A 25102-nucleotide genomic window follows, 5' to 3' on the forward strand; every position below is an offset into this window, starting at 1 on the left:
CGCGGGTTCAAGGTGAAGACGGACGCGCTCGGAAGTCCGCGTCCCGCCCGCCGCGCCAGGCCCGGGGCCCGTGCCCGAACCCGGACCGGATCCGACGGGTCGAGCGGACAGGCCACCTCGCAGGGAGACGAACGGATCTCATAGGCTCGCCTCTCGGTCCCTGCCAACGTGCTTGCCGCACCGAGGAACGGAGACCGACGTCCCCGGACCCCGGGCCGAGCCGGGGTCGCGGACCGAGCGAGGAGGACACCGTGTTGCCCAGCCCCAGGTCGCACCGGACGCCACGACCGAGCCCGAGGTCGCAGCAGATTCCCGCGACGCCCGTCCCGGCGATACCTCCCAGTGCTCCGCGCCCCACCGGGGGTGCACAGTGAGTCCCCATACCGTGGCCCCCGAGCCGCAACCCGCCCCGCCCGCCGCCCCGGCCACCGCCGGAGAACCACCCGCCACCGCACCGGTGTTGGCCACCGCCGCACTGCCGGGCCTGCCCCGCACCCTGACCAGTCGGGCCCGCACCCTCACCGCCGCCGTCCGCAAGCGCTGCGCGGACCTCGCCCGGATCGAGACCCCGTCCGGCGACGCGCCCCGATTGAACACCCTCGCCGAGGACATCGCCGCCGGCTACACCGCCACCGGCGCCACCGCGACCCGCGAGAGCTGCGACCACGGCGACCACCTGGTCCTCAACTGGCCCGGACGGCACGAGGACCTGCCGCACCTGCTGGTGGTCGGCCACCACGACACCGTCTGGCCCGTCGGCACCCTCACCGACTGGCCCGTCGAGGAACAGGACGGGTGCCTCACCGGCCCCGGCATCCTCGACATGAAGGGCGGACTCGCCCTGCTGGAAGGCGCGTTCGCGCTCCTCGCCGACCTCGGCCAGCGCCCGCACCGACCCGTGCGGATGGTCGTCGTCTCCGACGAGGAGATCGGCAGCCCGGACGGCCGCCGTCTGGTCGAACAGCACCTGCGCGGCGCGGCCGCCGTCCTCGGACTCGAACCCGCCCACCCCGACGGCCGCCTGAAGACCGCCCGCCGCGGCTCCACCCGGGTCCGGCTCACCGTCACCGGACGCGAGGCGCACGCCGGGAACGACGCCGCACAGGGCGTCTCCGCGATCGACGAACTCGTCGACCAGCTGATCGCCGTCCGCGATCTCACCGGACAGCCCGGCACCGAACTCAACGCCGGACGCATCGAAGGCGGCACCCGCGCGAACGTCGTCGCGGGCCGCGCCGAAGCCGAGATCGGGCTGCGCTTCTCCACCACCGAGGCCCAGCGCCGCACCCTCGACACGCTCGCCCGCCTGACCGCGAACCGGCCCGGCGCGAACGTCCGCACCGAGGTGCTGTCCTCCCGGCCGGCCTGGCCCGAACGCACCGCGAATCCGCTGCTGCGGCACGTCCGCTCGCTCGCCGCGGCGCTCGGCCAGGTCGTCGACGGCGCGCCCGCGGGCGGGGCGGGGGACACGAACCTCGCCGGCGCGCGGGGGCTGCCGACGCTCGACGGCCTCGGCGCGGTGGGCGGCGGGCCGCACGCGCGGCACGAGCACGTGCGGATCGACCAGTTGGGGCCGCGGATCGCCCTGCTGGCGGCGCTGCTGGCGGTGCCGCTGCCGCGGCTGCGCTGACGCGCGGTCCCCGAACGCCGGCGGGCGCGGGAACAGGGACGCGGGGGACCTGCGCGAAGCGGACGGCACCCGCCCGCGGGATCGCTGCGCACGGCGGTGACTCGCACGTGACCGCGACCCCGCGGACGGGCGTCCGGCCGCTCGCGCAGGTCCCCGCGCCCCCGGCCGTGCGCCCTCCGCGGGTGCGCCTGCTGTGTTCTTGTATTCGGCCCCCTCCTGTGTACAGAATGGAACCGACCGAACGGTCAGTCGGGAGGTGGGTGGTGGAGGCGAGCGCGGAAGCGCAGTCGCGGTTCGAGGCGGTGGTCGCCAACGAGCAGCGGGTGGAGCCCCGGGACTGGATGCCGGACGCGTACCGGGCGACGCTGGTGCGGCAGATCGCGCAGCATGCCCACTCGGAGATCATCGGGATGCAGCCGGAGGGCAACTGGCTGACCCGGGCGCCGTCGCTGCGGCGGAAGGCGATCCTGCTGGCGAAGGCGCAGGACGAGGCCGGGCACGGGCTGTACCTGTACGCGGCGGCGGAGACCCTCGGGGTGGACCGGGCCGAGCTGACCGAGAAGCTGATCGACGGGCGGCAGAAGTACTCGTCGATCTTCAACTACCCGACGCTGACCTTCGCCGACGTCGGCGTGATCGGCTGGCTGGTGGACGGCGCGGCGATCTGCAACCAGGTGCCGCTGTGCCGGTGCAGCTACGGGCCGTACGCCCGGGCGATGGTGCGGATCTGCAAGGAGGAGTCCTTCCACCAGCGGCAGGGCTACGAGCTGCTGATGACGCTGATGGCCGGCACGGACGGGCAGCGCCGCATGGTGCAGGACGCGGTGGACCGCTGGTGGTGGCCGTCGCTGATGATGTTCGGCCCGCCGGACGGCGCCTCGCCGAACAGCGAGCGGTCGATGGCGTGGCGCATCAAGCGGCACAGCAACGACGAACTCCGCCAGCGCTTCGTGGACATGACGGTCCCGCAGGCCCGGATCCTCGGGGTGACGCTGCCGGACCCGGCGCTCGCCTGGAACGAGGAGCGCGGCAGCTGGGACTTCGGCGAGCCGGACTGGTCGGAGCTGACGCAGGTGATCAAGGGCCAGGGGCCGTGCAACGCGCAGCGGATCGAACGGCGGCGCGCCGCCCACGAGGACGGTGCCTGGGTGCGCGAGGCGGCGTCGGCGTACGCGGCCAAGCACGGGCGACGGAAGGGAAGTGCGGAATGAGCGGGGAGCGGGCGTCCTGGCCGCTGTACGAGGTGTTCGTGCGGCCCCGGCGCGGGCTGAACCACGTGCACGTCGGATCGCTGCACGCGGCCGACGACCGGATGGCGCTGCTCGCGGCCAGGGACCTGTACACCCGGCGCAACGAGGGGGTGAGCCTGTGGGTGGTCCGCTCGGACGCGATCACCGCGTCCAGCCCGGACGAGCAGGACCCGTTCTTCGCGCCCAGCGGGGACAAGGTGTACCGGCACCCGACGTTCTACCCGATCCCCGAGGACGTTCCGCACATCTGACGCTCAGTCACTCATTCAGCAGGGAAGGCGACATGACCGACGACCACGTGTACCTCTCACTGGCCGACGCGGCGGGTGAGCCGGACGGCGAGGCCCGCTGGGCCTACGGCACGGGGTTCGCCGATCCGCTGCTGGGCGTGGACGCCGCGCCGCCGGAGGGCGTCGACCCGGCGGACCTCGCGGCGTACTGCCTGATGCTGGGCGACGACGCGCTGGTGCTGTCCCAGCGGCTGATCCAATGGATCACCCGGGCACCGGAGCTGGAGGAGGAGGTCGCGCTCGCCAACCTCGGACTCGACCTGCTCGGGCAGGCCCGGCGGCTGCTCACCCGGGCCGGCCAGCTCGACGGCACCGGCCGCACCGAGGACGAACTCGCCTACTGGCGCGAGGACTTCGAGTACCGGAACGTGCGCCTGGTGGAGCTGGAGAACGGCGACTTCGCGCAGTGCGTGGCCCGGCTGCTGATGTTCGCCACCGCCCGAGAGGAGCTGTACCGGCGGCTGTCCGGCCACGCCGACCCGGTGCTGGCCGCCGTCGCGGCGCTCGGCGTCAAGGAGCTGGCGTACCACCGGGAGTACGCGCACTCCTGGGTGGTGCGGCTCGGCGACGGCACGGAGCACTCGCGGCAGCGGATGCAGGCCGCGCTGGACGCCCTGTGGCCGTGGCTGGACGAGCTGTTCACCCCGCACGAGGCCGAGCTGCGGCTCGGCGCCGACCCGTCGGAGCTGCGCGGGACCGTCCTGGCGAGCCTGGCCGAGGTGCTGGCCGAGGCCACCCTGACCGTGCCGGAGGCAGCGCCGCGCGCCTACGTGAACGGCCGCGCCGGGCGGCACGGCGTGCACACCGAGGCGCTCGGCCCGCTGCTCGCGGAACTGCAGGTGGTGGCCAGGGCGCATCCGGGGGCGACGTGGTGAGCACCGTCGAGCGGGCCCGGGAGGTCGCGGCCGCGGTGCCCGACCCCGAACTGCCCATGCTCACCCTGGCCGACCTCGGCATCCTCGCGGACGTCGAGGAGCGCGACGGGACGGTCACCGCCTGGATCACCCCCACCTACTCCGGCTGCCCGGCGGTCGCCGAGATGGCCGGCGACGTGGCCCGGCGGCTGCGCGCGGCCGGGTTCGACCAGGTCGAGGTGCGGCTGCGGATCGACCCGCCGTGGTCCAGCGACCGGATCAGCGCGGACGGCCGCCGCAAGCTCGCCGAGGCGGGCATCGCCCCGCCCGCCCCGGGAGCCCGTCCCGCGCCCGGCGGCCTGCTGTCGCTGGGCCCGACCCGGCTGGCCGTGCACTGCCCGCAGTGCGGCTCCACCGACACCGAGGAGCTCTCCCGGTTCGGCTCCACCGCCTGCAAGTCCCTGTGGCGGTGCCGCAGTTGCCGCGAACCCTTCGACCGGATCAAGGAGATCTGATGGCCGTCCGCCGCCCGCAGTTCCACCCGCTGCCGATCGGCAACCTGGAACGGCTCTGCGAGGACGCCGTCGCGGTGACCTTCGACGTTCCGCCCGCGCTGGCCGAGGAGTTCGCCTTCAAGCCCGGACAGACGCTGACGCTGCGCCGGATCGTCGACGGCGTGGACGAGCGCCGCTCGTACTCGCTGTGCTCGCCGGTCGGCGGGCCGCTGCGGATCGCCGTCCGCGAGGTGCCCGGCGGGCTGTTCTCGCACTGGCTGGTCGGCGAGGCCGCGGTCGGCGAGACGGTCGACGTGCTGCCGCCCGGCGGCGCGTTCACCGCCGACCCGACCGAGCCCGGCGAGCACGTGCTGATCGCGGCGGGCTCCGGCATCACCCCGATGCTGTCCATCGCCGGCTCCGTGCTGGCCGGCCACCCCGACGCGCGGGTCACCCTGCTGTACGGCAACCGGCGCAGCGACACGGTGATGTTCGCCGACGAGCTCGCCGACCTGAAGGACCGTCACCTGGGCCGCTTCCAGCTGGTCCACGTGCTGTCCCGGGAGAGCCGGGACGCCGAACTGCTCAGCGGCCGGCTCGACCCCGACCGGGTGAAGGCGCTGCTGGAGGCGCTGGTCGACGTCCCCGAGGTCGACCACTGGTGGCTCTGCGGGCCGCTGGGCCTGGTGGCCGGCGCCAAGGAACTGCTGGCCGAACTCGGCGTCCCCGCCGGGCGGGTGCACCAGGAGCTGTTCCACGCCGAGGACGAGATCGCCGAGGAACGGCACCCGGAGCCCGTCCCCGACGCCGCCGCCAGCGAGGTCACGCTCGTCCTGGACGGCCGCTCCAGCACCCTCGCCCTGCCGCGCGACCGCTCGATCCTCGACGGCGCCCAACGGGCCCGCCCCGACCTGCCGTTCGCCTGCAAGGGCGGTGTCTGCGGCACCTGCCGGGCGCTGCTGTGCGAGGGCAAGGTCGAGATGCGCCGCAACTTCGCACTGGAGGAGTCGGAGCTGGCCGCCGGCTACGTCCTCACCTGCCAGGCCCGCCCCGTCTCCGACCAGGTCACCGTCGACTACGACCGCTGACCGCCGTCAGACGGCGGCCGGCTCCGGCTGCCGGTCGCGCAGCAGGTGGACGATCTCGTTGACCGCTGCGCGGCCCGCCCGGTTGGCGCCGACCGTGGACGCCGACGGGCCGTAGCCGAGCAGGTGGATGCGCGGATCGTCGGCGACCCGGGTGCCGGCCATCCGGATGCCGCCGCCGGGGCCGCGCAGCCCGAGCGGCGCCAGGTGCGTCAGCTCGGCGCGGAAGCCCGTCGCCCAGATGATCGCGTCCACCGCCAACTCCTGGTCGCCCCAGGCGACTCCGTGCTCGGTCAGCCGGTCGAACATCGGGCGGCGGTGCAGCACGCCCAGCTCCTCGGCGCGGCGGTAGGCGACGCTCGGGCCGAGGCCGGTCACCGAGACGACGCTGCGCACCGGCAGCCCCGCCCGGACCCGCTCCTCCACCTTGGCGACCACCTCGCGCCCGAACTCCGGGGTGAACGGCCCCTGGTGGACCACCGGCGGGGTGCGCGTCACCCACACCGTCTCGGCGACCGCGCCGACCTCGGACAGCACCTGGACCGCCGACGCCCCGCCGCCCACCACCAGGACGCGCCGCCCGGCGAACTCGGCCGGGCCCCGGTAGTCCGCGTAGTGCAGCTGACGGCCCGTGAAGTGCCCGGGGTAGCGCGGCAGGAACGGCCGCGTCCAGGTGCCGGTGGCGTTCAGCAGCGCCCAGGTGATCCACGCGCCGGAGTCGGTCTCCACCAGCAGCCGCCCGTCCGGCCGGTCGCGCACCGCCAGCACCTTCACCGGCCGCACCACCGGCAGCGCGTGCCGGGCCTCGTACGCCGCGAAGTAGCCGGGCACGGCGACCCGGGCCTCGGTGGCCGGGTCGGTGGCCGGGAGTTCGAAGTCCGGCAGGTCGTGGAAGCCGTGCACGGTGGCCATGGTGAGCGACGGCGAGCGGTGCGCCCAGGCGCCGCCCGGGGCGTCGTCCGCGTCCAGCACCACGAAGCCGGTGTACGGGGCGAAGCCGCGCCGGTGCAGGTGGTAGGCGGCGGACAGGCCGGCCTGGCCCGCGCCGATCACCAGCGCGTCCACCTCGCGCGCCGGGCCGGGGCCGGGCGCGGCCGGGCCGTCGATGGTTGCACCCTGAACAGTCACGCCCGTGAAACATCGCCCCGCGGCCGGGTGTTCCCGGGCAGCAGGCGCAGGGCCGCGGCGACCAGGGCCTCGGGGCCGCCGGGGCGCAGGCCCAGGAACAGCCGGGGCTCGGTGAGCTCCAGCTCGATCAGGACGGGCGAGCCGTCCGGCAGCCGGACCAGGTCGACCCGGGCGTAGAGCAGCTCCGCGCACTGCGGGATCGCCGCCAGCACCTGCTCGGCGAGCGCGAGTTGGTCGGCGTCCGGCTCGCGGGCGACGTCCTCGAAGCCGCCGCCGAGCATCGGGCCGCGGCGCACCGCGTGGCTGAACCCGCCGTCCAGGTACAGCAGGGAGGTCTCGCCCTCGTCCTCCACCATCGGCAGGTACGGCTGCACCATCGCGGTGCGGCCGGCCGCGCCGAGCGCGGCGACGTGGGCCAGCGCCTCGGCACGGTCGGTGGTGCGCAGGGTGTCCCGGGCGCCGGAGGAGACGGTGGGCTTGACCACCAGCTCCGGCCAGTCGGCGCCGGCGAGTTCCTCGCCCGGGGCGACCCAGACGGTGGGCACGATCGGCACCCCGGCCTCGGCCAGCTCGCGCAGGTAGGTCTTGTCGGTGTTGCGCTCCAGCACCGGCACCGGGTTCGCCAGCCTGGTCAGCGCGGCCGTCCGGCGGGCCCAGGCGAGGAAAGCGTCGCGGTGCAGGATGTAGTCCCAGACGCTGCGGATCAGCACCAGCTGGTACGCGCTCCAGTCGACCGACGGGTCGTCCCAGATCACCGCCTCGGCGCTCACCCCGGCCCGGGCGAACGCGGCCAGCACGGGAAGCATCTCCACGTCCTCCACACCCCGACAGGTGGCGTACGCGACCCGGGGGCCGGGCGTCGGGAGGACGGAGTGCAGAGGGGTGCTCACGGGTGCTCCTGGCGGTGCGCGGGACGGTCCGCGACAGAGGCTTCTACGCACCCGTGAGCAGTGTCAACCGGAATTACCGACTGTCGGACAATGTGATCGTGTCGTGGTCGAAGCGGTGCTCAGTCGCTCTCAGCCGCTCTCAATCACTCTCAGCCGATCGGGGCGATGACCGCCGCGGTGCCGTACGCGCACACCTCGGTGCCGACGTCGGCGGCCTCCGTCACGTCGAAGCGCATCATCAGCACCGCGTTGCCGCCGCGCGCCTTGGTCTGCTCGACCAGCCGCTCCATCGCCTGGTTCCGCGTTTCCACCAAGGTCTTGGTGAGGCCCTTCAACTCGCCGCCCATCAGCGACTTCAGGCCCGCGCCGATCTGCGAGCCGATGTGCCGCGAACGCACCGTCAGCCCGAAGACCTCGCCGATCACCCGCTCGACCCGGTAGCCCGGCACGTCGTTGGTGGTGACGACCAGCACACCGCCGGCCGGGTCCTGCCCGCCACCGAAATCGTTCAGTTCACTCATGGCCCCACCTTCCGCCACCGCCGGGCCCGAACACCAGCACGGCACGCCGGGAAATCGCTTTCCGCACCACCCCGGCAGGCCCCTCCGGCAGCCGGATTCCGAGAGCTGCTGGACGCCGGACCCCGGGTTTGTCAACCTTGTCGCATGGGCGAGCGAAACGATCATCCACAGGGCCCCGACGCGGCGGAGGACTCCGGCGCGCAGGAGATCGAGGCCACGGTGGTGCTGGGCATCCGGATCACCGACTGGCCCGCACTGCGGGCCGCCGCACGCGCGGCCGTCGAGGACCTGGACTTCGCCGGCATCGACCCCGAGGGCCAGCGCGGCCAGCTGCTGCGCGAAGTCTCCGAAGACGCCAACGCCGCCCTCGGCGCGCTGCTCCACCCCGACCGGCTGGTCGCCGCCATCCCCGGCATCGAAGCCCTCGGCGGCACCCTGGAGATCAGCGTCACCGACGACTTCGGCCCCGACTTCGCCGAACTCTTCCCGCTCGACGACGACAGCGACACCGGCGACTGGACCCTCACCCCGCGCACCGCCTGCCTGCTCCACACCCAGCTCATCGGCCTCTCCGACGCCGCCTACGAAGACCTCGACGAACACGGCGACGACCCCGTCACCGTCGCCGACGAAGCCGACTGGTCGGTCTTCGGCCGCCTCCAGCAGCGCACCTGGAACCTCCACCGCGGCTGGCGGCGCGCCTTCGCCCGGGCCTTCGACGACCTCGCCGACGACCTCGCCCTCGGCGAATGGCCGCTGCCCCGCTGCCTCGCCGAGGACGTCGCGCTGCGCCTCGCCCTCGCCGACGCCCGCGCCCTGCTCGGCTCCCAGCCCGAGTCCGTGGCCGACATGATGGGCGACCTGCCCGCCGACCTGTACGACTACGACTGGGACGGCTGCGCCGACGAACTCTTCGGCGTCTACGGCCCCGAGGAGACCGACGACGACCTCGACGCGGGGCGGCGGATCGACCGGCTGCTCGCCGCCACCCACCCCGAGGGCTGGTTCCTCAGCTACGAGGACGCCGAGGAGCGCGACCCCGGCCGGGGCTACCGGCGCTGAACTGGCATGCTGGGAGGGTGAGCTCACCCATCGACGCGCCGAACGAGACGTCCACGTCCGCCCCCGCGACCGCCGCGACCGCCGAGCCGGCGACCGCCGAGCCGGCGACCGCCGTGCCCGCGGTGGGCGGCGACGCCGAGGAGCGGGACGCCCGCGACCAGTACGTGCTGCCGCTGGTGGTCCGCCTGGAGCGGACCGACCCGCCGGGCCGGACGGACGCCCTGGAGACCTCGGCGCGGGCCGTGCTCACCCTGCTGTCCGACCCGCGGGTCACCGCCGCCGACGGCGAGTGGGCGGAGCGCGTCAGGGCCTGGGAGGACGCCCGGATCCGCAAGGTGGTCCGGCGCGCCCGCGGCGGCGAGTGGCGCAGGGCCGGCGAGCTGCCGGGGATCACCGTCACCGGGGAGAGCGCCGAGGTGCGGGTGTTCCCGCCGATCCCGCTGGACGGCTGGCCCAAGGAACTCGCCAAGCTCCAGGTCTCCGGCACCGAGCTCGACGACCCGGCCCCGCCCGGCCCCGCACCCGAAGGCGTCCCCGTGCTGTGGCTCAACCCGGAGCTGGAGATGAGCGCCGGCAAGACCATGGCGCAGACCGGCCACGCCGCGCAGCTCGCCTGGTGGGAGCTGGACGAGGCGGCGCGCAAGGAGTGGGCGGAAAGCGGTTTCCGACTGGCCGTCAGGAAGGCCTCCGCCGCCGACTGGCCCGCCCTCACCGACGGCCGCTTCCCGGTCGTCCGCGACGCCGGCTTCACCGAGATCGCCCCCGGCAGCTGCACCGTCGTCGCCGAGCACCCGGCCCTGCGCACCCGCTGACGCCCGGTCGGGAACCGGCCCGGGCCGGGACCCGCCCGGGCCGGGGAGGCGACTCGGGGGCGCGACCCGGGGCGATGTCGGAGGCGGCCCGGGGCGCAGTGGATGGGCCGCGCGGCGGGGACCAGGGCCAGAGCCGGCCGCAGGCCCAGTCGTCGCCGTGGCAACCGCGAACCCGACGCCCCGGCCGCCCGGTCGCCCGGGCAGCCGGTGACCGGCCGGACCGGGCGGCCGCACGGTCGCCGACCGACCGAGCGACCGGGCCGGGCAGCGGGGTTGATGCGCCGTCAGGAGTCGCGCAGCTCCGTGCGGGCCAGGGCCGTCACCGAGAGCAGGAGCAGCGCCGTGCCGACCAGCGCCGACGGGGTGAGCGGCTCGTCCAGCACGGCGGCCGCGATCGCCGTCGCGCTGAGCGGCTCGATCAGGGCCACCACGGAGGCCGTCGCGGCGCGGATCACCGCCGCGCCCGCGAAGTACAGGGCGTACGCGAGCGCGGTCGGGACGGTCGCCAGGTAGCCGAGCAGCAGGAGCGTGGACGGCAGGGCGTGCGCCGACGGGAACAGGCCCTCGGCGGAGGCGAACGGGGCCAGGCAGAGCGCGCAGATCGTGAACGACCACAGCGTGGTGGTCGCCGGGTCGTCCGCGACGCCCGTGCGGGCCCAGTGGCGGGTGGCGACCGTGATCGCCGCGTAGCCGGCCGCCGAGGCCAGCGCCCAGACCAGGCCGAGCGGTTCGACGCCCGCGTCCCGGCCGCCGCCGAGGACCAGCACCGCGAGGCCCGCCAGCGCCCCCGCGATCGCCGACAGCCCGGCGCGGCCCAGCCGTTCACCCATCAGCAGCCGCCCGCCGAACGCCACCATCACCGGCGCGGAGCCGAGCGTGACGACGGTGGCCACGGCCAGCCCCGTGTACCGCACCGCGAGGAAGTACGCGGCCTGGAAGAGCGTCAGCCCCAGCCCGTTCAGCAGCATGCGGGTCGGGGAGGGCGTGGAGCGCGCGGTGCCGCCGCGGAACAGGCGCAGTGCCAGCAGGATCCCGGCGCCGCCGAGCGAACGCCAGAACGTCAGGGCCAGCGGCCCCAGCCCGCTCTGCCGGAACAGCAGCGCGGCCGCCGCCCCGGCCGTACCCCAGGCCGTTGCGGCGAGCGCGACGTACAGCAGGCCCCGCCGCGCGGGCAGGGCGGTGTGCAGTGAGAACACGGGTGGACTCCCGAAATGCCGTCATGGTCAATGGCCACGGAAGCGGGCAGCACCCATCGCCCCGGGTCGACCGCCGTCGAACGGCAGCCCCGGGAACGGCCTCAGGAACCGGCCGGCCGCCCGCTCAGACGACGGGAGGCGGCAGCACACCACGATGCATGACCGCCACTCTAGGCCCTGCCGGACCCGCGCCGGTCGCCGACGCGGCGAAGATCTCGGCTCGCGCCAACGGAGGTGATGGGAGAGTGAGTTGGAGGGGGCGGGCATGCGGCGACGACTGGTGGCGGTGGTCCTCGGCGGCCGCGCGCTGTTCACCGTCGGGGCGGTCGGGCGGGGTGTGGTGGCGCTGACGCGGGATCACACTCCGCGGGTGACGGACGCGGTGAGGGCGGAGCGGCCGGCGGGGTTGGCGCGCCGACCAGCATCCGGGGAAGGGCCGGTACTACCTGCCGGCGGCGGCGGTGCTGGTCCGGCAGGCGGACGGAAGCGCCGTCGGGTACCTGCACCACCGGCTGGGCGGGGGCGACGACGTCAACGTGGACGATTTCCCGGGTGCCTACGACTTGGGCCGGCCCGGTGGGCCGGTGCCGATCCCGGAGGACCTGCGGGCTGCCCTGCCCGGTGAGGAGCCGGACGAGGCCGCGGCCGTACCGGGGCGGGAGGTGTTCGTGGTGCGCACGGAAGACGGACCGCTGGCCGAGTCGGGTGAGGTGCCGGGCGGTCCGCCGGCGAGCCAGGAGGCGAGGGCGGGGAGGAAGCGCGTCCGGGCGAGCGTGATCAGCAGCCAGGAGGTGAGGTGCAGCGGGGCGAGGGGCGCGGGGAGGCGTCGCCCGGCGAGCCAGACCCGGTTGCGGGCGGTGCAGCGGTCGTGGACGGCGTGCCGGGCGGGGACGTCCTCGGGTGCTGGAGGACCAGGGGCGGGTCGTCGTGGATGGTCCGGCCGTCGTCGACCGGCCGCCGGGCGAGGTCGGTCTCCTCGTGCCCGGAGCGGAACCCGCCCGCCCACAGGCCGGTCCGCGCAGCATCGGCGCCGACCGGGCGTGCCCGCCGCCGAGGAACGCGGTGACCTGTCCGGCCCGCATCGGGCCGGACACTCGGAGGCGGGGGACGTGGCGGCGCTGCGTCTCGCCGTGCCCGTCCGCGATCCGGAGCGCGACGATTCCCGACCGCGGTCGGCGGCGTACCGTTCGGCGACCCGGCGGAACGCGTCGTCGGCGATCAGCAGCCCGTCGTCGTCCAGTTCGACCACCGCGTCGATGTCGCCGGCGTCCAGCAGGGCGGCGAGTTCACGCGGGCGGTCGCCCGGGGGGGGCGATCACGACGCCGATCCGTGGTGCGTCCGTCAGCCGGCTTCCGGCGCGGGGAGAACGGGTCGGGCCGAGTCGCCGGCGCTCAGTCGATGCCGATGTCGATGTCGATGTCGAACGACTGTGCGGCGGTGAGGCGTTCGAGGAAGGTGCGCAGGTCGGGGGCGAGGGTGAAGTCGGTGCCGTCCTCGGCGTCGAGCCAGGCGACGGAGGGTTCGGCGGAGGGGCCGCCGGTGCGGTAGTCGAGGGCGATCCACCAGTGGCCGTCGCCGGAGAGGAGGACGACGGGGGAGGGGAGGTCCCACTCGGCGACCAGGTAGGGGGTGTCGAGGAGGGAGAGGGAGCCGTCGCGGTGGCCGATGCCGAACAGTTCGTCGAACGGGACGTGGTCGGGGGCCCAGGAGGTGGGCCGGTCGGTCGGGAAGGCCGCGAACGCGTCCGCGACGATGCCGCCGTTGCGGTGCCGGAGCAGGGTGAGCAGGTCGGCGGGGAGGGTGACGCCGAGCAGGCGCTGCGCCTCGGCGACGGCGTCCTCGGTGAGCGGGGCGTGGGTGGCGGGCCGGGTGTCGTCCCAGAGGCGGGTGGGGTCCATGGTGGGTCCAGGATGTCAGGCCGGGTAGGCGTGCGTCTGGGTGGCCTTGACGGCGGCCCAGACGCGGGTGCCGGGGGTGAGGTCGAGTTCGGCGGCGGCGGTGGGGGTGAGGTCGGCGGCGAGGGGGAGCGGGCCGGTGAGGTCGACGCGGAAGCGGTCGCCGTGCAGGTCGAGCCCGGCGACGGTGCAGGGGAACAGGTTGCGGGCGCTGGTCTCGGGCCGGTGCCGGTGCAGGGTGACCGCGTCGGGCGGGAAGGCCACGAACGCGGGCCCCGTCAACTCCTCGTCGGTGGACAGGACCTGGCCTTCGGGCAGGGTGACGCGGCGGCCGTCGGCGGTGCCCTGGTACAGGTTGAGGCCGACCAGCCGGGCGATGTAGTCGGTGCGCGGCCGGCGGGCGACCTCGGCGGGGCGGCCGGTCTGCACGACCCGGCCGCCCTCGATGACGACGAGGCGGTCGGCGAGCACCATCGCGTCCAGCGGGTCGTGCGTGACGAGCACCGCGACGGCCTCGAACTCGGCGAGGCGGCGGCGGAGTTCGGCGCGGACGTCGAGCCGGGTGCGGGCGTCGAGGGCGGCCAGCGGCTCGTCCAGCAGCAGCAGGCGGGGGCGGACGGCGAGGGCCCGGGCCAGGGCGACGCGCTGGGCCTGGCCGCCGGAGAGCTGCGCGGGGCGGCGCCCGGCGTGCTCGGCGAGGCCCATCCGCGCCAGCCAGGGCAGCGCCCCGGCGCGGGCGGCGGCGCGCCGAAGTCCCTTGCAGCGCAGGCCGAATGCCACGTTGTCGAGCGCGGAGAGGTGCGGGAAGAGCAGGTAGTCCTGGAAGACGACGCCGATCGGGCGCTGTTCGGCGGGGTGGAAGACGCCGTCGGCCGGGGAGTCCAACGGCGTTCCGTCCAGCCGGATGTGACCATCCGTCAGGGGCAGCAGGCCGGCCAGGGCGCGCAGGGCGGTGGACTTGCCGGCGCCGTTCGGGCCGAGCAGGGCGAGTACCTCGCCGGGCTGCGCGGTCAGGGCCGCGTCGAGGGTGAACGGGCCGAGTTCGACGCGCAGTCGGGCGTCCAGGGCGGTCACGGGGCGGACATCCAGCGTTCGCGCAGTCCGGCGAGGACCGCGACGGAGACGGTGAGCAGGACCAGGCTGAGCGCGATCGCCGCCTCCGGGTCGGACTCCATGGCGAGGTAGACGGCGAGCGGCATGGTCCGGGTGCGGCCGGGGAAGTTCCCGGCGAAGGTGATGGTCGCGCCGAACTCGCCCAGGGCGCGCGCCCAGGCGAGCACCGCGCCGGCGCCGATGCCCGGCGCGACCAGCGGCAGGGTGACCCGGCGGAACGCGGTGAGCCGGGACGCGCCGAGCGTCGCGGCGGCCTCCTCGTAGCGCGGGTCGGCGGCGCGCAGCGCGCCCTCCACGCTGATCACCAGGAACGGCATGGCGACGAACGCCTCGGCGACCACCACGCCCGCGGTGGTGAACGGGAGGGTGAGCCCGGTCGCGGAGTCCAGCCAGCGGCCGACGATGCCGTTGCGGCCGAGCACCAGCAGCAGGGCGACGCCGCCGACCACCGGCGGCAGCACCAGCGGCAGGGTGACCAGGGCGCGCAGCAGTCGGCGGCCGGGGAACTCGGTGCGGGCCAGCAGCCAGGCCAGCGGCACGCCGAGCAGCAGCGAGACGCCGGTGGCGGCGGTCGCGGAGACCAGCGACAGCCGCAGCGCCTGCCAGACCTCGGGGCCGGTGAGCAGTTCGGGCAGCGCGCTCCACGGGGCGCGGATCAGCAGGCCGAGCAGCGGCAGGACGAGGAAGGCGAGGCCGAGCAGGGCGGGCAGCAGCAGCGCGGCGGGGGCGCGGGTGGCCCCCCGGGGCCGCCGCCGGCCCCGGGGGTGTGGTGCGGTGGTGGTCCGGGCGGTGCTCACGGGGTCTGGAAGCCGGCCTCGGTGAGCACCCGGCGGGCGTCCGCGGAGCCGACGTAGCCGAGGAACGCCGCGGCGCCGTTGGCGTTGGGCGCCTTGGCGAGGGCGGCGATCGGGTAGTCGTTGACGGCCTGCGCGGCCTCGGGGAAGTCCACGCCGTCGATCTTCGCAGCATCGACCTTCACGTCGGTGCGGTACACCAGCGAGGCGTCCACCTCGCCGAGTTCGACCTTGGTGAGGGCGCCCTTGACGTCCTGCTCGTAGGTGGCCGGGGTGAGCTCGACGCCGGCGGCCTTGAGCGCGGCGGCCGCGGCCGCGCCGCACGGCACCTCCTTGGCGCACAGCGCGGTCTTCACCCCGCCGAGGTCCTTCAGGCCGGTGATGTGCTTCGGGTTGCCCTTGGCGACCGCGATCTCCAGCGTGTTGCGGACGAACACCGTCGGGTCGCCGCCGGTCAGCTTGGCGTCCGTGACGGTCTTCATGGTGGCCGGGCTGGCGGCGGCGAACACGTCCGCCGGCGCGCCGGCCACGATGCTCTGCGCCAGGGCCGAGGAGCCGCCGAAGTTGAAGGTCACCCTGGTGCCCGGGTAGGCGGCCTCGAAGCGCTTGCCGAGCGCGGTGAAGGACTCCTTGAGCGAGGCTGCCGCGAACACCGTCACCGTGCCGTCGACCTTGGGGGCGTTCGGTGCCGCGTTGCTGCGCGGGGTGGAGCCGCTGCACGCGGACAGGCCCGCCGCGAGGGCGAGCACGGCGGTGGCGGCGAGGAGGCTTCTGGCGCTGCGCATGGATGGGTTCCCCTGGTCGTGGTGGGCGGCGGAACGAGGGATTCGGGAGCCAGCCAGCAGATCATACTGTCGCAGCTGCGGGGTGCAAGGGTCGCCCTCCCTCGCAGTAGCGACCTTAAGCACGACTTAAGCGCCGCATGTGCCAGCCTCAAACACCGGAACCGCTCGTCGTCCGCTTTCCCTGCCCCGTCACGCCGCGCGGAGGGATACTGACGGAGTGTCAGCAGACCCCTGCCGCCCGGGGGTCGGCCCACCGACGGAGGGGAACACCGCATGACCGCCACCCGCGTGCCCGGCCCGCCCGGACTGCCGCTGCTCGGCTCGCTGCTCGACCTCAGGCGCGACCCGCTCGGCACCTACCTCGCCGCCCGCCACGAGCACGGCGACGTGGTGCGCTTCCTGATCGGCCCGCCCGGGCTGCGCGGCGAGCTGTACCTGGTCGCCTCGCCCGAGGGCGTCCAGCAGGTGCTGGCCACCGAATCGGCCAACTTCCGCAAGGACAACGTCTTCTACGGCGAGGTCCGGGCCAGCTTCGGCAACGGCCTGCTCACCTCCCAGGACGAGGACTACGTGCGCCAGCGCCGGCTGGTCCAGCCGCTGTTCACCCGCCGCCGGGTCGACCAGTACGCCGACGCGATCGCCACCGAGACCGACGCCCTGGCGGCCCGCTGGGCCGCCGCCCCCGACGGCGTGGTGGACGCCGCCGAGGAGATGTCCCGGTTCGCGCTGCGCACCGTCTCCCGGATCCTGTTCGGCCAGGACGTCGAACAGGCCGTGGGCACCGTCCACGAAGCCTTCCCGGTCCTCGGCGCCTTCGTCCGCAGCCGCGGCTTCGCGCCCGTCCGGCTGCCGCGCGACTGGCCGCTGCCCGCCCACCGCAAGGCGCTGGAGGCCGAACGCGCCCTGTACGCGGTGTGCGACGCCATCATCGCCCGGCGCGCCGCGGAGGGCGTCACGGAGGACCGCGAGGGCGAGGACCTGCTCGGGCTGCTCGCCAAGGCCCGCGACGAGGACGGCAACCGCCTCGACGCCACCGAACTGCGCGAACAGGTGCTGATCTTCCTGCTGGCCGGCCACGAGACCACCGCCACCTCGCTGACCTTCGCCCTGCACCTGCTCGGCAAGCACCCCGAACACCAGCGGCTCGCCCACCGGGAGGCCGCCGCGCTGCTCGCCGACGGCCGCCGCCCCACCGCCGCCGACTACCCGCGACTGCCGTACCTGACCCGGGTGCTGAAGGAGGCGATGCGGCTGTTCCCGGCCGCGCCCGCGGTCGGCCGACGGGCCGTGCACTCCACCGTGGTCGACGGCGTCGAGATCCCCGCCGGCGCGGACGTCCTGATCGCCCCGTACGTGACGCACCGCCACCCCGCCCACTGGGACGACGCCGAGCGCTTCGACCCCGACCGTTTCACCCCCGAACGCGAGGCCGGCCGCCACCGCTACGCCTGGTTCCCGTTCGGCGGCGGGCCGCGCGCCTGCATCGGCCAGCACTTCTCGATGCTGGAGTCGGTGCTCGCCCTCGCCGTCCTGCTGCGCGAGTTCGAGATCACCGCCGTCGACACCGAGATCCCGCTCGGTCAGGGCATCACCCTGGAGGTCCGCGGACCCGCCCGGCTGAGGCTGACCCGCCGTCAGGCGGGCTGACCGCCGCCGGACCGCCGCCCCGTTCGCCGGAGCGCCCGTTCGCCGGGCGCCGGCGGCGGGCGACGGACGGGCGGCCCGGGGCCGGTCGGGTCAGGCGAGCAGGGACGGCGCGACGGACGGCGCGGAGGACGGCTTGGGGATCGTCACCAGGCAGAGCGTGTAGGGGGTCGGGCCCTCCTCGTGGACCAGCCGGCTCTCGCTCGCGGGGAAGGAGTCGCAGGCGCCGGGGGCGGTCGAGGAGGAGCGGCCGACGACCTTGAGGTCGGCGTACTTGTTGCCGCAGTCGACGACGAAGACCAGCGCCCGCGCGGTGCTGCCGAAGTTGTGCGCGCAGTCGCCGGTGGTCGCCAGCGCCGGGTCCTTGCCGATGGGGGAGCGTGACGGTGCGGCGCTCACGCCCGGGCGGTCCGGGGTGAAGCGGACGGCCGCGTCGTCCGGCTCCTGCCCGGCGGAGCGCACGAGCGCGCCGACCACCAGCACCGGCAGCAGCAGGCCGAGCACCTCCGCGCGCCGCCACAGCGGACGGCCCGTCGGCATCGGGGTGCCCGGCGCGCCCGGCAGCGGAGCGGGCAGGCGGCGCAGCGCCAGCCAGGCCCCCAGGTTGGCCAGCATGGTGAGCGGGTTGACCACCAGCGAGGCGACGCTCCACCAGCCCTGCCACATGCTCTGCGCGGTCATCCGGCGCACCGTCGCCGTGCCGCAGTCGCGGCAGAACGGTCCGCGCAGCTTGAGGAAGCGCATCAGCACCAGGAGGCCCTGATGGCCGCGGACGGTGACCTTCGCCGCGGGGGCCGAGCCGCAGAACCGGCAGAGCGGGCCGTCGTACCCGGCGGGCGGGTAGGCCGCGCCGCGGCCGGTGCCGTACTCGGGCTCCCCGCGGTCCTCGGAGACGGTCGGGGCGGACGAAGCGTCGAACGGCATGCGGGTCCTCTGCGGCTGTTTCGGTGACGAAGCAGGCGGAGGGTATCGGCCCCCGGCGACAGTGCGCAGTCGGTTTTTCGTACCGGATGAGTGTCATGGCCGCGGGGCGCGCACGGCGCACGCGGCGGAGCGTGCGGCGGGCACAGGACGCGCGCCCATTCGAGCACACCGCACCCATGACGCGTGGTGCTTTTCACATCTTCCGGTGACCATCTCTCAGGTCTGGGTAGCGTCCAGCGTCCCTGGATCACAACAGCCCTGGAAACCACCGGGCCCTGACCGCACGAGCACGGGCGAGCGCCACACCGGGGGCACTCGCGGGAGGCACCCCATGGGATCGACGGACCACTTCACCTTCGGCTGGCTCACCCCAGTCCTGTCCTACGCGATGGCCTGCGCCGGCGCGGCCCTCGGCCTGCGCTGCACGCTGCGCGCGCTGTCCGCCACCGGCGCCTCCCGGCGCAACTGGCTGCTCACCGCCGCCGCGGCGATCGGCTCCGGGATCTGGACCATGCACTTCGTCGCCATGTTCGGCTTCACCGTCGACGGCACCGAACTGCGCTACGACGTACCGCTGACGGTCCTCAGCCTGCTGGTCGCGATCGCCGTGGTCGGCCTCGGCGTGTTCCTCGTCGGCCACGGCCACCACCGCGGCCGCAGCCTGCTGCTCGGCGGCCTCACCACCGGCGTCGGAGTCGCCGCCATGCACTACCTCGGCATGGCCGCCGTCCGCCTGCACGGCGAACTCCGCTACCAGTTCGGCACCGTGGCCCTGTCCGTACTGATCGCCGTGGCCGCCGCCACCGCCGCGCTCTGGGCCGCCGTCACCATCCGCAACATGTACGCCGCCGCTGCCGCCGCCCTCGTCATGGGCATCGCCGTCAGCTGCATGCACTACACCGGCATGGCCGCCGTGCACGTCCACATGCAGCCCGCCCGCGCCGGACTCGGCGGCGCCACCCCCATGCAGTTCGTCTTCCCGCTGGCCGTCGGGCTCGGCTCCTTCCTGTTCCTCACCGCCGCGTTCGTCGCCCTCTCCCCGACCGCCCAGGAACGCGCCGCCTACCGCGAAGCCGGCGAACTCGCCGTCGAGGACCTCGGCCGCGCCGCCTGACGCCCCGTCAGCCCGCCCCGCCGCCGCCCCGACCGACCGGACCCCCGAAAGGCCGCGCCCATGCGTCCACCCCGAGGCACCTCCCGCAGCGGACCACCCGCCCCCGACACCCCCCGCGGCCCCGCCCGCCACCGGACCGGCGCCCCCCGCCGCGGCGCCCACGCCGGCCCGCCCGCCGACGAGACCCCGCCGCCCGCCGCCCCGCAGGCCCGCCCCGGCCTGCGCCCGCGCACCGTCCGCGCCCGGATCGTCGCCGTCCTGATGGTCCCCGTGGTCGCCCTGATGGCCCTGTGGGCGTTCGCCACCGTCACCACCGCCGGCGACGTCTGGGACCTGCTGCGGATCAAGGACGTCGGCACCACCCTGCGCACCCCCCTCGACCGCACCGTCGCCGCCCTCCAGGCCGAACGCGCCGCCGCCGGACAGCTCCTCGCCACCCCCGACACCGACCCCTCCCGCGACGCCGAACTGCGCACCGCCGCCCAGAACACCGACCGGGCCGCCGCCCCGCTCACCCTCGCCCCCGGCTACAACCGCGCCGACGCCGAAGGACTCGGCGGCGAGACCGCCGACCGCCTCGACACCCTGGCCCGCTCGATCGCCAACCTGCCCGCCCTGCGCCGCCAGATCCTCGGCCACGGCGTCCGCTGGGACGACGCCTACGGCGCCTACACCACCGCCGTCGACAACGCCCTCGCCGTCGCCGGATCGCTCACCGCCCTGCAGGACCACCGGATCGCGGCCGACGCCCGCGCCCTGCTCGAATTCGCCCGCTCCCGCGAACAACTCGCCCGGGAGGACGCCCTGCTGCGCGCCGCCGCCCGGGCCGGCCGGCTCGACGACGCCCAGTACCGCACCGTCCTGCGGGCCGCCTACGCCCGCGCCCAGTTCGAACAGGCCTCCGCACCCGACCTGCGCCCCGCCGACCGCACCGCGCTCGCCGCCGTCACCGCCGGGGACGACTACCGGGAACTGCGCCGCTACGAGGACGCCCTCACCGCCGCCCCCGACCCGGCCGCCGCGCTCGCCGCCGTCCCCGCCGGGCGCTGGAACGCCGTCGCCGCCGCCACCGCCCGCGACCTCGCCGCCGTCGAACAGCAGGCCGGCGCGGCCGCCGCCGACCGCTCCGACCCGTACGCCCTCGGCCTGTTCACCACCTCCGGCGCCACCGTGCTGCTCGGCCTGGCCGCCGTCCTCGCCGCCCTGCTGGTCTCGGTCCACGTCGGCCGCGGCCTGATCGCCGAACTGCACGCCCTGCGCAACTCCGCACTGGAACTCGCCGGCCGCAAACTCCCGGCCACCATGCGGCGGTTGAGGTCCGGCGAGGAGGTCGACCCGGCCGTCGAGGTGCCGGCCGGGCAACACGGCGGCGACGAGATCGGCCAGGTCCACCAGGCCCTGGAGACCGTCCAGCGGGCCGCCGTCACCGCCGCCGTCGAACGCGCCGAAGTGCTCTCCGGCGTCTCCGGCGTCTTCGTCAACCTGGCCCGCCGCAGCCAGGTCCTGGTGCACCGTCAACTCACCCTGCTGGACGCGATGGAACGCCGCACCGAGGACCCCGCCGAACTCGACGACCTGTTCCGGCTCGACCACCTCACCACCCGGATGCGCCGCCACGCCGAAGGCCTGATCATCCTCTCCGGCGCCGCCCCCGGCCGCGCCTGGCGCAGGCCCGTCCCGCTCACCGACGTGGTCCGCGCCGCCGTCGCCGAGGTCGAGGAGTACGCCCGGGTCGACGTCCACCGCCTCCCGCAGGCCGCCGTCACCGGCCCCGCCGTCGCCGACCTCACCCACCTGCTCGCCGAACTCGTCGAGAACGCCACCGGGTTCTCGCCCCCGCACACCAAGGTCCACATCCGCGGCGAACAGGTCGGCACCGGCTACGTGGTCGAGATCGAGGACCGCGGCCTCGGCATGGGCCCCGAGGCCCTCGCCGACGCCAACCGGCGGATCGCCGCCGGCGACCAGGTCGACCTGTTCGACAGCGACCGGCTCGGCCTGTTCGTGGTCAGCCGCCTCGCCCGGCGGCACGGCGTCCGCGTCGCGCTCCGCCCGTCCGCGTACGGCGGCACCACCGCCGTCGTGCTGCTCCCCACCGACCTGCTCGAACTCGACGGGGACGAGCCGGAACGACCCCGCCCGGGGCTCGACGAGCACCGCGAACCCGCCTTCCCCGCACGGCCGTTGGCGCCGCCGCTGATGCCCGGCCGGAGCGCCGTGGCGGCGGCCGCCCCCGCGCCGTCGCTCGCCCCCGCGCCGTCGCCCGCCCGGCCCGCCGACGGCGACGAGCAACTCCCGCGCCGGGTACGGCAGGCCAGCCTCGCACCGCAACTGCGTGAAGCGCCAGAACCGGCCCGGCCCGGGCTGCGCCCCGGCGAACCCGCCGGCCGGGACCCCGAACAGGCCCGCACCGCGATGAGCGCCTTCCAGCACGGCTGGGCCCGCGGCAGCGCCCCCGACACCGACCCCCGCACCCCGGACCGAGGAGAGCCCGCCCGATGATCGGCACCACCTACCACACCGGTGAACTGAACTGGCTGCTCGACGAGTTGGTCGCCCGCACCGCCCGGGTCGAATGCGCCGTGATGCTGTCCGCGGACGGCCTGTCGATGGGCAACTCCACCGGCCTGGCCCGCGAGGACACCGAGCACCTGGCCGCCGTCGCCTCCGGCTTCCACAGCCTCGCCAAGGGCGCGGGGCGGCACTTCGACGCCGGTGAGGTCCGGCAGACCATGGTCGAGCTGGAGCGCGGCTACCTGCTGGTCGCGGCCGCCGGCCAGGGCTCCTGCCTGGCCGTCTTCGCCGGCCCGGACGCCGATCTCGGCCTGGTCGCCTACGAGATGGCCCGTCTGGTGCGCCGGGTCGGCGAGCACCTGCACGCCGCCCCGCGCGGCGCCCAGGAGGGGTGAGCCCGGTGGCCTACCCGCCGCGCCACTACCTGCCCGGCTCCGCGTTCGGCTACCCGCCGCCGCCCGACCGCCCCGTCCAGTGGTACGACGAGGACGCCGGCCCGATGGTCCGCCCGTACGCGGTGACCAAGGGCCGCACCCGTCCCGGCCAGCCGTTCGACCTGATCGCGCTGGTCGTCACCGACGTCCCCGATCCGGCGGTGCTGCCGGTCGGCCCCGAGGCGGCCGCGATCCTCCGGCTGTGCCGGGGCAACGCGCTGTCGGTCGCCGAGATCGCCGCCGAACTCGACCTGCCGCTCGGCGTGGTCCGGGTCCTGCTCGGCGACCTCCTCGACGCCGAGCACGTCCGGGTCAGCCGCCCCGTCCCCCCGGCCCTGCTCCCGCACGAGCACATCCTCCAGGAGGTCATCCATGGACTCCGTGCGCTCTGACACCGACCTCGCCCTGAAGATCCTGGTCGCCGGCGGCTTCGGCGTCGGCAAGACCACGCTGGTCGGCGCCGTCAGCGAGATCAGGCCGCTGCGCACCGAGGAGCAGTTGACCGCCGCGGGCAGCCGGATCGACGACCTCGGCGGGGTCGAGGGCAAGACCACCACCACCGTGGCCATGGACTTCGGCCGGATCACCATCCGCGAGGGCCTGTCCGTCTACCTGTTCGGCACCCCGGGCCAGGACCGCTTCTGGTTCCTGTGGGACGAGCTCGCGCAGGGCGCGCTCGGCGCCGTCGTCCTCGCCGACACCCGCCGCCTCACCGACTGCTTCCCCGCCGTCGACTTCTTCGAGCACCGCGGCATCCCGTTCGTGGTCGCCGTCAACCGCTTCGACGGCACCCGCGCGTTCGGCCCGGAGGAGGTCTCCCGGGCGCTCGACCTGGACGCGGACACTCCCGTCGTGCTGTGCGACGCCCGCGAGCGCGGCTCGGGAAAGGCCGTGCTGATCAACCTCGTCGAGCACGCGGGGAAGGTGCACGCGGCCAGGGTGCTGGCCCGGTCCGGGGTCTGACCTGCTCGAATCGCGGCGACCGGGCCGCGGCGAGAACCTGGACGAGGGGCGCAACACGCATGGCAGACCGCGACCTTCGCGGCTGCGGCAACCAGGAGGACGGCATGACCACGGCCAAGGACATCATGAACCCCGGTGCCCACTGGATCACCAGGAGCGACACCCTCGAACACGCGGCTCGGATGATGCGGGAACTGAACCTGGGCGCGCTGCCCGTCGGGGACGAGGCGCACGAGGAACGGCTGTGCGGGATCATCACCGACCGGGACATCGTCGTGAAGTGCGTCGCGGACGGGCGCAGTCCGGCCGACTGCCGGGCGTCCGACATCATCGAGGGCACGCCGCGCTGGATCGACGCGGACGCCGACATCTCGGACGTGCTCAACGAGATGGAGAGCCACCGCATCCGGCGGCTCCCCGTGATCGAGAACAAGCGGATGGTCGGCATGATCAGCGAGGCGGACCTGGCCCGGCACCTCCCGGACCGGCAGTTCGCCGAGTTCGCCGACCACGTCTACGCGGCGGGCTGACGGACGTCCCCGGCCGGGCCCGTCCCGGCCCTCTCAGCCGGCGGTCGGGGCGCCGGCGACCCGGCGCTCGCCGCCGTTGCGCTGCTGCCAGAAGCGGTAGACCTCGACGGCGTCGGCGCGCTCCTGGTGCCGCATCGGGAGCCGGCGCTCCTGCCACGGCTTGGCGAACTCGTCGTAGAAGGAGGACAGTTCGAAGTACTTGCGGTCGTCGACGTAGTGCGGCTCGTACGCCTCGCGGGTGGTGAGGAAGACCACCTCGTCCGGTGAGCAGTAGTAGAGCGAGCCGAGGCACATCGGGCACGGGTGGGCCAGCACGTAGACGGTGGCGCCGGTGAGGTGCTCGGTGCCGAGCCGGGTGCAGGCCTCGCGGATGGCGAGGATCTCGGCGTGGGCGGTCGGATCGCCGGTCTGGGCGACCCGGTTGGGGCTCTCGGCGAGGATCTCGCCGTCCTTGACGATGACGGTGGCGAAGGGGCGGCCGCCCTCGGCGACGTTGCGGCGCGCGAGGTCGACGGTGTGCCGGGCGAAGTCCATGGTGGTCCTCCGGGAGAGGGGGCGGGCCGGCTTCCCGGCCCGCCCGGTTGGCTGAGCCGGCGTCAGAACGGCTTGGTGGGAAGGTACTTGCCGTCCAGGGTGATGACGGCGCGCTCGCCGCCGTCCGGGTCGGCGACCTTCTGCACGTCGAGCCTGAAGTTGATCGCGGAGATGATGCCGTCGCCGAACTGCTCGTGGACCAGCGCCTTGAGGGTGGTGCCGTAGACCTGGAGCATCTCGTAGAAGCGGTACATGGTCGGGTCGGTGGGGACGCGGTCGGGCATGGAGCCGCGGACCGGGACGGTCTGCAGCAGCCGCGCGTCGTCCGCGTCCAGGTCGAGGAGTCCGGCGACGGCCTCGGCGGAGGCGGCGGGCAGCGGGTGCTGGCCGAGGACGGCGGCGGTGGTGAACGCGACGGACAGGCCGGAGGCGTCGGCGATCTGCTGCCAGGTCAGGTTCTTGCGGATCTTGGCGTCGACGGCCTTCGCGGTCAGGGCCTCGCGGGCGGTGCGGTCGAACTGGGTGTGGATCACGGGGAACCGGTCCTTTCGGGGTCAGGCGGCTCTACCTTCTGAGCCGGGTTGGTCTGGTCATTCGTAGGGTTGGACCACCCAGGGGTGCTGGGTGTGGCTATCAGGCGGCTGC

General features: G+C 74.8%; 26 protein-coding genes. 15 read left to right on the top strand and 11 right to left on the bottom strand.

The features are described 5' to 3' along the window. Positions 1–385 precede the first annotated feature (385 nt). The 6 genes from ACFV1L_RS32430 (at position 386) to paaE (ending at position 5606) form a co-directional block, all read left to right on the top strand. Positions 386–1630 (top strand): M20 family metallopeptidase, encoded by a 1245-nt coding sequence (locus ACFV1L_RS32430; protein ID WP_380372860.1) that lies wholly within the window; start codon positions 386–388, stop codon positions 1628–1630. A 227-nt stretch (positions 1631–1857) separates the two neighbouring features. Continuing rightward, positions 1858–2841, top strand: a complete 984-nt coding sequence (gene paaA, locus ACFV1L_RS32435; RefSeq protein ID WP_380372862.1) for a 1,2-phenylacetyl-CoA epoxidase subunit PaaA — start codon at positions 1858–1860, stop codon at positions 2839–2841. Further along, entirely contained in the window at positions 2838–3131 is a 294-nt protein-coding gene (gene paaB, locus ACFV1L_RS32440) for a 1,2-phenylacetyl-CoA epoxidase subunit PaaB (RefSeq protein WP_033257582.1), read from the top strand. The genes paaA and paaB overlap by 4 nt, the downstream gene beginning before the upstream one ends. 32 nt (positions 3132–3163) lie before the next feature. Beyond that, on the top strand, positions 3164–4045 hold the full coding sequence (gene paaC / locus ACFV1L_RS32445; RefSeq protein WP_380372865.1) for a 1,2-phenylacetyl-CoA epoxidase subunit PaaC: 882 nt from the start codon (positions 3164–3166) through the stop codon (positions 4043–4045). Further along, positions 4039–4539, top strand: coding sequence for a 1,2-phenylacetyl-CoA epoxidase subunit PaaD (paaD, locus tag ACFV1L_RS32450; protein WP_380372868.1), 501 nt, complete (start codon positions 4039–4041; stop codon positions 4537–4539). Before paaC ends, paaD begins: the two co-directional genes overlap by 7 nt. Further along, positions 4539–5606, top strand: a complete 1068-nt coding sequence (paaE, locus tag ACFV1L_RS32455) for a 1,2-phenylacetyl-CoA epoxidase subunit PaaE (protein ID WP_380372870.1) — start codon at positions 4539–4541, stop codon at positions 5604–5606. Before paaD ends, paaE begins: the two co-directional genes overlap by 1 nt. A 6-nt stretch (positions 5607–5612) precedes the next feature. Here paaE and ACFV1L_RS32460 read toward each other — a convergent pair whose 3' ends face one another. The 3 genes from ACFV1L_RS32460 to ACFV1L_RS32470 all read right to left on the bottom strand — a co-directional run bounded on the left by ACFV1L_RS32460 (position 5613) and on the right by ACFV1L_RS32470 (position 8142). Next, entirely contained in the window at positions 5613–6731 is a 1119-nt protein-coding gene (locus tag ACFV1L_RS32460) for an NAD(P)-binding domain-containing protein (RefSeq protein WP_380372873.1), read from the bottom strand. Continuing rightward, a complete protein-coding gene (locus tag ACFV1L_RS32465; RefSeq protein WP_380372875.1) occupies positions 6728–7621 on the bottom strand; it encodes a RimK family alpha-L-glutamate ligase in 894 nt (297 codons plus the stop codon). Before ACFV1L_RS32465 ends, ACFV1L_RS32460 begins: the two co-directional genes overlap by 4 nt. A 149-nt stretch (positions 7622–7770) precedes the next feature. Continuing rightward, positions 7771–8142, bottom strand: a complete 372-nt coding sequence (locus tag ACFV1L_RS32470; RefSeq protein WP_380372877.1) for a YbjQ family protein — start codon at positions 8140–8142, stop codon at positions 7771–7773. A gap of 144 nt (positions 8143–8286) precedes the next feature. Between ACFV1L_RS32470 and ACFV1L_RS32475 the strand changes: the two genes are divergently transcribed. Together ACFV1L_RS32475 and ACFV1L_RS32480 are read left to right on the top strand one after the other, a co-directional pair. Then, the gene (locus ACFV1L_RS32475) at positions 8287–9204 is read left to right on the top strand and encodes a hypothetical protein (RefSeq protein ID WP_380372879.1); all 918 of its coding nucleotides are present in this window, start codon (positions 8287–8289) and stop codon (positions 9202–9204) included. 113 nt (positions 9205–9317) lie between these two features. Next, positions 9318–10016 carry an aminoacyl-tRNA hydrolase gene (locus ACFV1L_RS32480; protein ID WP_380372913.1) on the top strand — a complete coding sequence of 233 codons (699 nt, stop codon included), beginning with the start codon at positions 9318–9320 and terminating at the stop codon, positions 10014–10016. A gap of 284 nt (positions 10017–10300) precedes the next feature. Here the strand turns inward: ACFV1L_RS32480 and ACFV1L_RS32485 are convergent, their stop codons facing one another. The 5 genes from ACFV1L_RS32485 to modA all read right to left on the bottom strand — a co-directional run bounded on the left by ACFV1L_RS32485 (position 10301) and on the right by modA (position 15800). Further along, the gene (locus ACFV1L_RS32485; RefSeq protein WP_380372881.1) at positions 10301–11212 is read right to left on the bottom strand and encodes a DMT family transporter; all 912 of its coding nucleotides are present in this window, start codon (positions 11210–11212) and stop codon (positions 10301–10303) included. Between the two features lie 1392 nt (positions 11213–12604). After that, on the bottom strand, positions 12605–13111 hold the full coding sequence (locus ACFV1L_RS32490; RefSeq protein ID WP_380372884.1) for an SMI1/KNR4 family protein: 507 nt from the start codon (positions 13109–13111) through the stop codon (positions 12605–12607). Between the two features lie 15 nt (positions 13112–13126). Next, on the bottom strand, positions 13127–14182 hold the full coding sequence (locus tag ACFV1L_RS32495; RefSeq protein ID WP_380372886.1) for an ABC transporter ATP-binding protein: 1056 nt from the start codon (positions 14180–14182) through the stop codon (positions 13127–13129). Beyond that, positions 14179–15018, bottom strand: a complete 840-nt coding sequence (locus tag ACFV1L_RS32500; RefSeq protein ID WP_380372888.1) for an ABC transporter permease — start codon at positions 15016–15018, stop codon at positions 14179–14181. Before ACFV1L_RS32500 ends, ACFV1L_RS32495 begins: the two co-directional genes overlap by 4 nt. Next, complete coding sequence (gene modA, locus ACFV1L_RS32505) at positions 15015–15800, bottom strand: molybdate ABC transporter substrate-binding protein (RefSeq protein ID WP_380372891.1); 786 nt, start codon at positions 15798–15800, stop codon at positions 15015–15017. Before modA ends, ACFV1L_RS32500 begins: the two co-directional genes overlap by 4 nt. Before the next feature lie 273 nt (positions 15801–16073). Here modA and ACFV1L_RS32510 point away from each other — a divergent pair, with 273 nt between their 5' ends. Further along, complete coding sequence (locus ACFV1L_RS32510) at positions 16074–17447, top strand: cytochrome P450 (RefSeq protein WP_380372893.1); 1374 nt, start codon at positions 16074–16076, stop codon at positions 17445–17447. 90 nt (positions 17448–17537) lie between these two features. Here ACFV1L_RS32510 and ACFV1L_RS32515 read toward each other — a convergent pair whose 3' ends face one another. Further along, positions 17538–18368 (bottom strand): hypothetical protein, encoded by an 831-nt coding sequence (locus ACFV1L_RS32515; RefSeq protein WP_380372895.1) that lies wholly within the window; start codon positions 18366–18368, stop codon positions 17538–17540. A 331-nt stretch (positions 18369–18699) separates the two neighbouring features. Between ACFV1L_RS32515 and ACFV1L_RS32520 the strand changes: the two genes are divergently transcribed. From ACFV1L_RS32520 to ACFV1L_RS32545, 6 genes are all read left to right on the top strand, one after another. Then, positions 18700–19482, top strand: a complete 783-nt coding sequence (locus tag ACFV1L_RS32520) for an MHYT domain-containing protein (protein ID WP_380372898.1) — start codon at positions 18700–18702, stop codon at positions 19480–19482. Positions 19483–19542: 60 nt separating this feature from the next. Continuing rightward, a complete protein-coding gene (locus ACFV1L_RS32525) occupies positions 19543–21984 on the top strand; it encodes a nitrate- and nitrite sensing domain-containing protein (RefSeq protein WP_380372900.1) in 2442 nt (813 codons plus the stop codon). Continuing rightward, on the top strand, positions 21981–22391 hold the full coding sequence (locus tag ACFV1L_RS32530) for a roadblock/LC7 domain-containing protein (RefSeq protein WP_380372903.1): 411 nt from the start codon (positions 21981–21983) through the stop codon (positions 22389–22391). The genes ACFV1L_RS32525 and ACFV1L_RS32530 overlap by 4 nt, the downstream gene beginning before the upstream one ends. Before the next feature lie 104 nt (positions 22392–22495). Then, positions 22496–22822 carry a DUF742 domain-containing protein gene (locus tag ACFV1L_RS32535; RefSeq protein ID WP_380372916.1) on the top strand — a complete coding sequence of 109 codons (327 nt, stop codon included), beginning with the start codon at positions 22496–22498 and terminating at the stop codon, positions 22820–22822. After that, on the top strand, positions 22803–23393 hold the full coding sequence (locus tag ACFV1L_RS32540) for an ATP/GTP-binding protein (protein ID WP_380372906.1): 591 nt from the start codon (positions 22803–22805) through the stop codon (positions 23391–23393). Before ACFV1L_RS32535 ends, ACFV1L_RS32540 begins: the two co-directional genes overlap by 20 nt. 104 nt (positions 23394–23497) lie before the next feature. After that, entirely contained in the window at positions 23498–23923 is a 426-nt protein-coding gene (locus ACFV1L_RS32545; protein WP_380372919.1) for a CBS domain-containing protein, read from the top strand. A 33-nt stretch (positions 23924–23956) separates the two neighbouring features. On the opposite strand, the gene ACFV1L_RS32550 is transcribed toward ACFV1L_RS32545, so the two are convergent. Further along, positions 23957–24457 (bottom strand): nucleoside deaminase, encoded by a 501-nt coding sequence (locus ACFV1L_RS32550; RefSeq protein ID WP_380372909.1) that lies wholly within the window; start codon positions 24455–24457, stop codon positions 23957–23959. A gap of 62 nt (positions 24458–24519) precedes the next feature. Continuing rightward, positions 24520–24990, bottom strand: a complete 471-nt coding sequence (gene cynS / locus ACFV1L_RS32555) for a cyanase (RefSeq protein ID WP_380372911.1) — start codon at positions 24988–24990, stop codon at positions 24520–24522. Between the last annotated feature and the right edge of the window lie 112 nt (positions 24991–25102).

It is taken from the genome of Kitasatospora sp. NPDC059646 (genome assembly GCF_042734615.1).
GTDB lineage: Bacteria > Actinomycetota > Actinomycetes > Streptomycetales > Streptomycetaceae > Kitasatospora.